This window comes from Shimazuella sp. NTD250, assembly GCF_059510375.1.
Genome location: NZ_JCAJZS010000004.1, coordinates 344,670 through 356,567, shown reverse-complemented (window position 1 = coordinate 356,567; position 11,898 = coordinate 344,670). Strand labels below are relative to the sequence as shown.

8 protein-coding genes and 1 pseudogene are annotated in these 11,898 nt (G+C 41.3%); 4 read left to right on the top strand and 5 right to left on the bottom strand.

Annotated features, from left to right (window positions below):
* Positions 1-21: 21 nt before the first annotated feature.
* Positions 22-891: a cation diffusion facilitator family transporter gene (locus AC5WOF_RS12665; protein WP_496050321.1), complete on the bottom strand. Its 870-nt coding sequence runs from the start codon at positions 889-891 to the stop codon at positions 22-24.
* A gap of 237 nt (positions 892-1,128) precedes the next feature.
* Between AC5WOF_RS12665 and AC5WOF_RS12660 the strand changes: the two genes are divergently transcribed.
* Both AC5WOF_RS12660 and AC5WOF_RS12655 read left to right on the top strand, forming a co-directional pair.
* Positions 1,129-1,947 carry a MerR family transcriptional regulator gene (locus AC5WOF_RS12660; protein ID WP_496050320.1) on the top strand — a complete coding sequence of 273 codons (819 nt, stop codon included), beginning with the start codon at positions 1,129-1,131 and terminating at the stop codon, positions 1,945-1,947.
* A gap of 103 nt (positions 1,948-2,050) precedes the next feature.
* Positions 2,051-2,815 (top strand): SDR family oxidoreductase, encoded by a 765-nt coding sequence (locus tag AC5WOF_RS12655; protein ID WP_496050319.1) that lies wholly within the window; start codon positions 2,051-2,053, stop codon positions 2,813-2,815.
* Between the two features lie 46 nt (positions 2,816-2,861).
* Here the strand turns inward: AC5WOF_RS12655 and AC5WOF_RS12650 are convergent, their stop codons facing one another.
* Positions 2,862-4,109, bottom strand: a complete 1,248-nt coding sequence (locus tag AC5WOF_RS12650) for an RNA-guided endonuclease InsQ/TnpB family protein (RefSeq protein WP_496050318.1) — start codon at positions 4,107-4,109, stop codon at positions 2,862-2,864.
* 229 nt (positions 4,110-4,338) lie between these two features.
* On the opposite strand from AC5WOF_RS12650, the pseudogene AC5WOF_RS12645 reads away from it, so the two are divergent.
* Both AC5WOF_RS12645 and AC5WOF_RS12640 read left to right on the top strand, forming a co-directional pair.
* Positions 4,339-4,605: pseudogene (locus AC5WOF_RS12645) on the top strand (aromatic-ring hydroxylase C-terminal domain-containing protein); the annotation flags it as partial.
* Positions 4,606-4,830: 225 nt separating this feature from the next.
* Positions 4,831-6,456, top strand: coding sequence for an MATE family efflux transporter (locus tag AC5WOF_RS12640; RefSeq protein WP_496050317.1), 1,626 nt, complete (start codon positions 4,831-4,833; stop codon positions 6,454-6,456).
* Positions 6,457-6,510: 54 nt separating this feature from the next.
* Here the strand turns inward: AC5WOF_RS12640 and AC5WOF_RS12635 are convergent, their stop codons facing one another.
* The 3 genes from AC5WOF_RS12635 to uvrB form a co-directional block, all read right to left on the bottom strand.
* Positions 6,511-6,837 (bottom strand): phage holin family protein, encoded by a 327-nt coding sequence (locus AC5WOF_RS12635; RefSeq protein WP_496050316.1) that lies wholly within the window; start codon positions 6,835-6,837, stop codon positions 6,511-6,513.
* A gap of 104 nt (positions 6,838-6,941) precedes the next feature.
* Complete coding sequence (gene uvrA / locus AC5WOF_RS12630; RefSeq protein ID WP_496050315.1) at positions 6,942-9,800, bottom strand: excinuclease ABC subunit UvrA; 2,859 nt, start codon at positions 9,798-9,800, stop codon at positions 6,942-6,944.
* Between the two features lie 3 nt (positions 9,801-9,803).
* Positions 9,804-11,792: an excinuclease ABC subunit UvrB gene (gene uvrB, locus AC5WOF_RS12625; RefSeq protein ID WP_496050314.1), complete on the bottom strand. Its 1,989-nt coding sequence runs from the start codon at positions 11,790-11,792 to the stop codon at positions 9,804-9,806.
* Positions 11,793-11,898 lie beyond the last annotated feature (106 nt).

Here is an 11,898-nt window from a genome sequence, read left to right as displayed (position 1 = left end):
CCCTTTACTACACTATGGTGACTAGCTTGGTTCCACATGAATATGAACATCATAAATGTCATGGGTTTGAATCAATTCGTTTTCCACTTCTGTAGAAATATCATGGGCATCTTTAATTGCTAAATTTTCACCAACACATAAAACTACATCAACAACAGCATTATTTCCATAATTTCTTGCCTTTATTTCTTTTACTGATGTAACACCATTTACGTTTAAAATGGTTTCTTTGTATTTCGCTATCAACGTTTCATCATAGCCATCCATCAAATAATGAGTAGCTTCGCGAAAAATATCCCAAGCAGTTTTACATATAAGAATACCAACTATAATTGCTGTCACCGTATCCAGCCATGGGAGATGAAATTGCGACCCAATAATCCCAACAACCGTCCCTATACTCACATAGGCATCAGAAAGATTGTCTTTTGCTGCTGCCATTACAGCTTGGCTGTTCGTCTTAGCAGCGAGCTTTTTATTATAACGATAAACGCAGATCATAATTCCCGCACAAAAGGCGCCGACTCCAGCTGCAACTAAACTCGGAGCTGTTTCTTTCCCTCCTGCAATCGAAGTAACTCCAGTATATAAAACCTGAATCCCAACTGACATCATGATAAATGAAGCGATGAGAGAGGATACTGTTTCTGCTTTCCAATGTCCATATGGATGATCATCATCAGCTGGCTTTTGTGAAAAACGCAGCCCAATGAACACTGCAATCGAAGCAACAATATCTGTAGCATTATTTAATCCATCTGCTCGAAGAGCTTCGGAATTTGCCATATAACCAATACATAATTTTAGAGCGGATAAAAAGAGATAGGCAATAATACTAATGATTGCACCTCTCTCACTCCTTTTTAAATTCTCATATCGCTCCTGATTCAAATCAACATCTCCCTTCCAACACAAATGCTATCCCATTCTAACAGCCAATGATGATGTGGGTCTAGAGAAACGTTTTTTTGTTGCTCATAAAAAGTAAACGAGAGCAAAAAATGTTGCGTTCATACAAAGAGGTCCTGAAGCCTAAAAACAATGATTTTCAATATCGGATAAGCAATAGAAATCGGCATGTGTGATATGATGTTTAAATATCTTTAACATTATGAGGTGTAGCAAAGTATGTTTAAAATTGGCACATTCTCCAAACTTTCCGATGTATCGATTAAAACACTTCGCTATTATGATCAGCGTGATATTCTAAAACCTAGTATGATCGATGAGGCATCTGGTTATCGATTTTATACATCCTCCCAACTTCTCACTATCCGCAGAATTCAAGCATGGAAAGAACAAGGATTTACTTTAGAAGAAATCAAATTATTATTAAAAAAAGACATTACAGCCGAGACGGTTGTAGGATCATTAAAGCAGAAACAGCAAGAATTAGAAGCAACCATCTTAGAGGCACAGAAACAGTTAGAAGAAATAAAGTTGCGTATCCAACATGCACAACAGGAAGAAAACAAAATAGCGACAAAGTCTATCCCAATCATCAAACAAGCAGATACGCACTTTGTTGCGGCTATCAGGGAAAGAACTCCGCGCAGCAATATGTGCTTATTATTAGATGAACTCAAACAGTATGTTCATTCTCATGGAGAAGATGATAATCAACAATTGATAATACAATGGTACGATGAATTTCAAATAGATGACCAAACGGAAATAGAAGTTGCCATTCCCATCTCGAAATCCATCCCTAACTCCAAACGAGTAAAAGTTTATAACTTGGCAAATGATACACGTGTTGTTTCTCTTACTCTAGAATGCAATCCTTATGAAATTTCTTGTGAAGCTTGGCATCAATTGAAAGATTGGATAAAAGCAAACGATCTCGTCATTGATCCTCATCAACCTATTCGTGAACACTATCTTTCTGGAGACAAAGAAGTATTTGGAACAACTAGAAAAGCAGAATTAAGCATTCCGATTCAATAAAAAACTTTCTTCTTGGATGGAGAAAGTTTTTTATTTTCTCTTGACTCTCCCCTTAGGGGTAGGTTTTACCATAAGGATACAAGACAAACAAGGAGTGAAAATCGTGAAACATTTACAAGGAAAAGTAGCATTGGTAACAGGAGCGAGTAGAGGAATTGGGAAAGGAATAGCATTGCGCTTAGCAAATGATGGTGCTTTCGTTGCTGTTCATTATGCCAGCAAAAAGACGGTTGCAGATGAAGTAGTAAAAGAAATAGAAGCCAAGGGTGGAAAAGCATTTGCTGTTGGAGCTGATTTAAGCAATGTAGATGGTGTGCATCAACTGGTACAAACATTTAGAGAAAATCTGCAAAATATAACCGGAACGACTTCATTTGATATTCTCGTGAATAACGCTGGAATAGGAACTTCCCAAAATTTAGAACAAACGAGTGAACAAGACTTCGACCGACTATTTGCCGTAAATGTGAAAGCTCCCTTTTTTTTGATTCAACAACTACTATCTGACTTACGCGATGGCGGACGGATTGTAAATATCTCTTCTGGTGTAACACGAATCGCTATGCCTGATATTATTGCTTATAATATGACCAAAGGTGCTATCAATGTGATGAACTTAAATCTAGCTCAAAAGCTGGGTTCACGTAATATTACCGTCAATGCTGTGCTTCCTGGAATTGTTGATACAGATATTAATGCATCGTGGCTGCATACACCTGAAGGTCAAGCAAATGCAAAGAGCATGTCCGCACTCGGACGTGTTGGTCAACCTTCTGACATAGCGGACATAGTTTCTTTCCTCGCTTCAGACGACGCACGGTGGATTACAGGAGATACAATCGATGCAACTGGTGGTTCCCATTTGTGAACCTCTCACGACTGAAGTCGCAAGCTTCGTCTACGAAGGTTGACAGCTAGGCTATCCTTATTCGTACAGGCGTGTCCACTTCGCCTCTAGCGTATAAGCCCGTAAGGGCTACAACGTTACTTTTTCGCAAGATATTCAATGCTCCATGGATATCCGCGTTGAGCAAACTGCCCGAAGACGTACGATACAAACCACGTTTTACACGTGTCCCACTAAAGGTGTACGTTTTCGGATCGGATTCCTGATAGACTGGCAGTTCATCTCGATCCCAAAAACTCGCTTTGGATGTGTAGCTTTCTTCTTGTTGCACCAATGTCATCCCATATCGCTGACACAAGTATTCCAGTTTCTTTTGGATCCGTCCAAATGGGATATTCACGAAATTTTGGTTATTCCGTTTGCCTAAGTTGCTTCCTCTTTGCAGACTCTCGTTATATCCGATGACCAGTGTCCCAATGCGATTTTTCAAACAGTAGTTGATCATCTTACGACAGGTCTTGTTCAAGTAATCGTTCACCCGACGATTTCGTTTGGCAACCAGAGCAACTTGTTGTTGCGAACATATTTTCTGCTTTTGTTTGTCTTTGATTCGCTGCAAACGGGCATTTCGTTTGTTATACCATTGGTTGATTGCCTTTAGTTGTTTTCCATCTATAAGAAAACTTTTTCCCTCGGAGGTGACACATGCCGCGAGATTGCTGATCCCCAAATCGATTGCAAGTGTATGGTTTTTATCGGTATCCCTTTGAACTGCTTGCTCTTCATACGTGTAATGCACTTCAAAGAACCTTGCTCGGTGTTTGGGAAGAATACGAATCTCTTTGATTTTTTTGTCCGCCAACAAGGGAGGAATGCGAATCACCAGTGGTGGATGTTTCTTCTGATCCAAACGAGAAAAGGGCAGCACAAACTGATTTCCGTTTAAACGAATGAAGCCAACTACTAGCGGATAACATCCATCTTTCGGTAGATATCGTGGCATCTGAATGGCTTGAAAGTCATACTTTCCCTGCTTGGCATGTCGGATCCGTGCAAAGAAGGATTTCCAAACCCCATCGACTTCTTTTAGAATTTGTTGTGCCATGTTACTATTCAACCGCTTATAATTATCGCTACCTTTTAAGAGATGATAGTTTTTCTGGTAATTCAGATATTTTTTCTCCTGAAAATAATGCTGGCGAACTTGGTATAGACCTTGGTTGTACAGGTTTTTAGCAGTATGACACAATTCTTTCAAAAGCAAATATTCTTCTTTCGAAAGATGTTTAAGTTGTTGTTTGATGGTGAAATACATGAATTTCTCACCTCTTTACTAGACGAGAGTGAATCCTAATATACAAAATATGGATGGATTTGTCAAAAAAGAAAATCAAAAACCGTGGCGATTCATCCCTCGAATGAATTCACGGGTGTTTTCGCCACAAAAATAAAAGCAGGCCTGCCTATGGCAAAATAGCACCCCACATCTTGGTGGATGAAGTGAACAACCACTCCATCCTTGATTCGGAAAAGAATTTGTACTCCTAACAGCAGAAGAAAATACCTTATGGGCAGAAGCAGCAGATCAGTTTACCAAACAATTTCAAATTCCTATCAAAACGATACCCATTACTGAGTCTCATTTTGACACAAAGGTTGTTGATCTCTTTCTAGATAAGTATGGAATTACGCATACAGGTGCTGTACTAGTAAGACCAGATGGTTTTGTAGGTTGGCGTTCTGTGGAACTGGCTGAGAATCCATTCGAAGAATTGACATCTGTGTGTAGACAGTTAGTTTGTCTTTCATAGCAGCAATGTCCCTCTCCTATTTATATAGAGAGGGACATTGTTTGTATTAATTATCCTTTTTCCTTCGTTGTTCTGCCAGCTGTTCTACCATGTTTATCGCTTGTTCTGAGATGACAAAAACTATCCCTTGTTGCCGCTCGCTGTCATCCCACTACCTCTACCATGGGTTTACTCACTCGCAATGTTATAATGTTAATAAAGATTCACTCTATCTTAAGGAATGACATGCGTTTCAAACATCTACGAGAACTGTGGAAGCAAGGGTGGTTTGGTATTTTTACAAGCCTCTCCCAGATTAGCCTCAACTTTGTCGACGCTTGGTTTGTGGCAAAGATCAACTTGGTGGCAGTTACTGCTGTAGGAATTGCTGGTGCCATCCTGATCTTGGTACAGAACGCGATTCTGAATCCACTGGTTGGTTCCACATCCGTATTTGTCTCGCAAAGTCGCGGAGGCAAAAATCTGCTGGATGAGGATGACACAAAGCTTTTGTCTAATCCATCCAATCAGATTCGACAAGTTGCAACCCAAGGAATTCTCCTCTCTATCCGAGTTGGATTCTGGTGCGGTTTGCTGTTCATCTGTTTTTCTCCGTTACTCGTACAGCTCCTCTATGGGGCAGATTCACAGACCACAACAGAAGCAGTAAGCTACTTGTGGATTCTGGGTGGGTGTTCCGTCATCCCTTGCATGCTGGGAATGATGGGCTCTATCCTTCGTGGCAACAAAGATAGTAAAGCTATCTTCCACGTTGGGGTAACGATGAACCTGATCCATCTTCCACTGGATTATGTATTTATCTTCACCCTCGATCTCGGAGTAAAGGGTGCGGCGTTGGCAACTGTGCTCGCCAATCTCTTCGGACTGGTATTCATGTGGATGTCGGTAATGTCGTCGATCTTTATCAAAAAGACTTGGTCAAACGACTGGATGACCCACAAGATGCTGTTCCAGCAATCCCTTTGCCAAGGAGTGACTGGCACCGTCCGGAAGACGGTAATCACCCATCTCTTTGAGCTGAACTACACATGGTGGAGGGTGCAGAAAAAGATCTTTGCTGACAGGTTTTCTTGGCGTCGCGAGGCGATGCTCCAAAAAAAACTGATCAAGCAATCCCTTTCCACCATGGGTTCCTTTATTACCAGCCAAGTTTCTGCGTTGTATCTCGGTCGGACCATGCTTCATTATGGAACGGATATCTACGCAGCTGGGCGCATCGCGAAACAAATCAAAGAGCTGCTCGATGTGGCATGGATTACGGGTTTTTCCAGCGCGGTATCTCCTCTAGTCGGAGAGTGCTTCGGAAAGAAAAATTACAAAGAAGCCATTCGATACTGCAATTGGGCTGTTGGAGTAGTAGCAGTAGGCTCCGTGATCATGTGGGTAATCCAATTCTTCACAGGAAAATGGATCGTAGGTCTGTTTACCAATGATGCACACGTTATCACGACGAGCAATTGGATGCTCTCCATCCTCGTTATCATGGATGGCTTATGGGCCATTCAGGTTTGTGTATTCTATTCCCTTCGAGGTGTCTCTTACACCAAGGGACAGTTCACCAGTAGTTTGATTGCCAGTCTGTTTCTTATCAATGCGGTCTGGTTCGCAAATCATCATGGATGGGATTACAAATCCATCTACTATATTCAACTGGTCTACTGGATCATGCTTGGCCTTTTTGGGGCAGCACGATTCTATTCCTTCAAGTGGATTCCTACGCGAACCCTAAAGCAGGATCAAATTCGCGTTCAGACATGTAATCTACCATGGACATCAGCCTGGCTGCCGATTTGGTTTCCAGTTTGGTTCCCGAATTGGGATCTCCAAGTCACAGGCAAAAATCCTCAATAGACCAAAAAGCACACTCCCATATGCAAGAAGGGAGTGTGCCGCACTTTACAAAGCTTATTTTAAAATTCCTCGTGCAATGGATGATGCCACTGTCAATATCAAACCTCCGAGAATTGCAGGTACAAATCCATCGATAGTAAACCCATCTACAAAGAAACTAAGACCCCAAAATAATGCAATGTTAATAATTAATCCAAATAGACCAAGTGTAACAAGTGATAGAAGCCATTTGATTGGCCATATGAGAATATTGATGACCGCTAACAAAATTGCAATCCAAAATGCCGTGCTCCAAGAATCAACGTGTACTCCAGGTAAGTAGTTAGCAATCAGAAACACAATGATTGCATTTATAATAATTCCTAAGATCCAACGCATCATTCACCTCTCCTCTCAACAAAAGTATATCGAATGTACATGAGTGGTCTCAAGCGACGAAAAGGATAAAAAGAGACCATAGCAAGATCGCTATGGCGCACTTCAGACTAATTCCCTGCTGTTACAGCTTGTTTCACCCTTTTTTGATCTCTTTTAAGGATTGGAGCTAGGTATTCGCCTGTGTAAGAACCTTTTTTCTTCGCCACTTCTTCAGGTGTACCGGTCGCCACAATGATTCCTCCACCTTTTCCACCTTCAGGACCTAAATCTACGATATAATCAGCTGTTTTGATTACATCTAAGTTATGCTCAATGACAAGAACGGTGTCCCCATTATCCGCAAGTCTTTGCAAAACCGTAAGCAGTCGAGCAATATCATGAACATGAAGCCCTGTCGTCGGTTCGTCTAACACATAACACGTCCGTCCTGTGCTGCGTTTGTGCAATTCAGAAGCTAGCTTTACTCTTTGGGCTTCTCCACCGGATAACGTGGTTGCCGGCTGGCCTAATTGGACATATCCCAAACCTACATCCAAAAGTGTTTGCAGTTTTCGTTTGATTTTTGGGATGTTGGCAAAAAACTCTACTGCGTCTTCTACTGTCATACTTAGCACATCCGCAACGTTTTTCCCTTTATAGCGAATCTCTAAGGTGTCACGGTTGTATCGTTTACCTTTGCATTCTTCACAAGGTACATAGACATCTGGTAAGAAGTGCATTTCAATCTTGATAATCCCATCCCCACGACAGGCCTCACAACGTCCGCCTTTGACATTGAAACTAAAACGACCTTTGAGATAACCGCGGACTTTCGCCTCTGTTGTCGAAGCAAAAACATCACGAATATCATCAAACACACCCGTATAGGTTGCAGGATTACTTCGAGGAGTACGACCAATTGGAGATTGGTCAATACTGATTACTTTATCGAGATGTTCGATACCGTCGATTTTTTTGTGTTTTCCAGGTACTGTTTTGGCTCGATTTAGCTGCTTCGATAACGATTTTAGTAAAATTTCGTTGATCAGCGTACTCTTCCCAGACCCAGAAACACCTGTGATACAGGTTAGAAGTCCAATCGGAAAAGACGCAGAAACATCTCGTAAATTATTTTCGGATGCTCCAACCACTTTTATCCACTTATCTGTCGCTTCTCGTCTCTTTTCTGGTAGTGGGATAAATTTTCGTCCGCTCAAATAGTTACCTGTAAGAGAATCTGGATTTTCCATGATCTCGTTTGGAGTACCAGCTGCTATTACTTGTCCACCATGAACACCTGCACCTGGACCAATATCCAAAATATAATCAGCACTCATCATCGTATCTTCATCATGTTCTACTACAATCAATGTATTCCCGATATTCCTCATTTTCTCTAACGTAGTGATCAAACGACTATTGTCTCTCTGATGAAGCCCGATACTTGGTTCGTCTAAAATATAGAGAACGCCCATCAAACTAGAGCCGATTTGAGTAGCAAGCCGGATACGTTGTGCTTCTCCCCCTGATAAAGTCCCAGCGGACCGACTTAGGGTGAGATAATCCAACCCGACATTGGACAGAAATCCAAGTCTACTCTCGATTTCTTTTAACACCAATCTTGCTATTTGTCTCTCTTTTTCTGTCAGCTCAAGAGACTCAAAATATGTGAGTGACTCAGCAATCGTCAATTTTGTCACATAATCAATATTTTGACCACCGACCAATACATAGAGCATCTCTTCTTTAACCCTTGCTCCCCTGCAAGTTGGACAAGGTTTCGTACTCATATAACCTTCCAATTGATCACGTACCATGTCAGATGCGGTTTCCCGATGTCGACGAGTTAAATTATTTACTACACCCTCAAACGTCGTATGTGTATCGCGGGAAAAGCCCATATCATTGGTATATTGAAAACGGAATCTCTCTTTGGAACCATATAAAATGATGTTTTGCTGCTCTTCTGAAAGCTTCTCAAATGCCTTTGTTTGACTGATTCCAAAATGTTTACAAACAGCATCTAACAGCTGGTTGTAGTAGTTACTAGACGAACTAGCCCACGGTTCAATTACCCCTTTACTGAGAGACAGTTTTGGGTTTGCAATCACTAATGTCGGATCTATTTCCATTCGGTTTCCGAGCCCGTCGCATGTTGGACATGCACCAAATGGGCTATTAAAAGAAAACATCCGAGGAGTGAGCTCAGGAATACTATAACCGCACTCTGGACAAGCAAGATTTTGACTGAATAACATTTCTTCTCCATCGATGACATCGACGAGAACTTCCCCATCTGACTGACGCAATGCCATTTCCACTGAATCCGTAAGACGGGAAGTGATCCCTTCTTTGATCACAATACGATCGACAATGACTTCGATTGTATGTTTTTTATTTTTCTCTAGTTTTTCTACTTCCGTTACTTCTTGAATTTCTCCATCGATCCGAACCCTTACAAATCCTTGCTTTTGAATATCTGCTAGAATTTTTTCGTGTTCTCCTTTTTTACCTTTCACAATAGGAGCGAGGATTTGTATCCTCGTTTTCTCAGGCAAAGCAAGGATATGATCTACCATTTGCGGGGTAGTTTGAGATGTTATTTCGATTCCGTGATGTGGACAATAAGCGCGTCCGATACGAGCGAACAACAAACGAATATAATCATAAATTTCCGTTACGGTGCCAACAGTAGAACGTGGATTGCGGCTTGTTGTCTTCTGATCGATGGAGATTGCTGGAGACAAGCCTTCAATACTATCTACATCAGGTTTGTCCATTTGGCCTAAAAACTGTCTCGCATACGCAGATAAAGATTCTACATATCTCCTCTGCCCTTCCGCATAGATGGTATCAAATGCAAGGGAAGATTTACCGGAACCACTAAGACCCGTGATTACTACCAATTTATCACGAGGAATGGTAACATCTATATCTTTTAAATTATGGACACGTGCTCCTCGTATCTCAATATTTTCGATCGCCAACCGTCAGTCCCCACTTTCTGCTTTTAACTCTAAAAGAATATCTCGTAATTCCGCAGCACGTTCAAACTGCAAATCTTTGGCCGCTTGTTTCATTTCCTTTTCCATCTTCTCTAAAAGTAATTGCCGTTCTTTCTTTGTCATCTTCTTGCCATTGCGAGTTGTCGTATAGGCTGCCTTCTCTTCTGCAACTTTCGTTGTTGCTTCGATTACTTGACGGACTTTCTTCTGAATCGTCATCGGTGTAATTCCATGTTTCTTATTGTGCGCAATTTGGATGGTACGACGACGTTCCGTCTCTTCGATCGCTTTTTGCATGGAATTGGTTATCTTATCCGCATACATAATAACTTCACCATTTGCGTTACGTGCAGCCCTGCCAATGGTCTGAATTAACGAACGCTCTGCACGTAAGAAACCTTCTTTATCCGCATCGAGAATGGCTACTAAGGAAACCTCAGGAAGATCAAGTCCCTCACGAAGAAGATTAATTCCAACGAGAACATCAAACTCACCCAAACGAAGATCACGCAAAATTTCCATCCGTTCAATTGTCTTGATATCTGCATGTAAGTAACGAACTCGAATCCCTATTTCTTTGAAGTAGTCCGTCAAATCTTCTGCCATTTTCTTAGTCAAGGTCGTAACCAAAACACGTTCGTCCTGATCCACACGTTTATTAATTTGCCCTATCAAGTCGTCTATTTGACCTTTGATAGGACGAATATAAATTTTTGGATCGAGCAGACCGGTCGGCCGGATAATCTGCTCTACCATTTCAGGCGTTTTATCTAACTCATATGGCCCTGGTGTCGCAGATACAAACATGATTTGATTGATCTTACCCTCAAATTCTTCAAATTTGAGCGGTCGGTTATCTCGAGCAGAAGGTAAACGAAAACCGTGTTCTACCAACATATTTTTACGAGCTTGATCCCCATTAAACATTGCCCCAATTTGTGGGATCGAAACATGTGATTCGTCTACGACGATCAAAAAATCATCAGGAAAATAATCGATCAACGTATACGGAGGTTGACCGGGTTCCGTACCGATCAGGTGCCTGGAATAATTTTCAATTCCTGAACAAAATCCGATCTCACGCATCATTTCCATATCATATTGTGTACGTTGTTCTAGGCGTTGGGCTTCTAATAACTTTCCTTCTTGTTTGAAGAAAGCCAACTGCTCTCGAAGTTCGGATTCAATGGTTTTTAAAGCTCTCTCCATCACTGCCCCGCGAGTGACATAGTGAGAAGCTGGGAAAACAGCAATATGTTCCCGATCTCCGATAATTTCTCCAGTCACCACATCGATTTCTCGAATTCGTTCTATTTCATCCCCAAAAAACTCCACCCGAACTGCTTGTTCACTGCGAGAGACAGGAAAAATTTCGACCACATCTCCACGCACGCGAAATGTACCACGCGTAAAGTTTAAATCGTTCCGTTGATATTGAATATCGACTAATTTACGAAGTACTTCATTTCGCTCTTTTTCCATTCCTACACGCAGAGAGAGGACAAGATCACGATACTCAATCGGTGAACCAAGCCCATAAATGCAAGAGACACTGGCAACGATAATCACATCTTTTCGTTCGATTAATGCGCTTGTCGCTGAGTGTCGCAATTTATCTATCTCATCGTTAATGGAAGAATCTTTTTCGATAAAAGTATCGGTTTGAGGAATATATGCTTCTGGTTGATAGTAGTCATAGTAACTAACAAAATATTCAACTGCATTGTGCGGGAACAATTCTTTTAATTCTCCACACAACTGTGCTGCTAATGTTTTATTATGAGCGATCACAAGGGTGGGTTTATTAACTTTTGCAATTGTGGATGCAATGGTAAATGTCTTACCCGTACCAGTAGCCCCTAGCAGGGTCTGTTGTTTTTTTCCTTCTTGTATTCCTGCTGTTAAGGCTTCAATTGCTCTTGGTTGATCCCCGCTTGGCTCAAATTCAGACTCCAACTGAAAAAGCTTCTCCACACTTCTCACCGTCCTATTCTTGCAATTCATCTATATAAATTCATTTATCTTCTATTCACAACATCCAACATTATAACATACTTTCGCTGTCAAGCGAAAACATTCG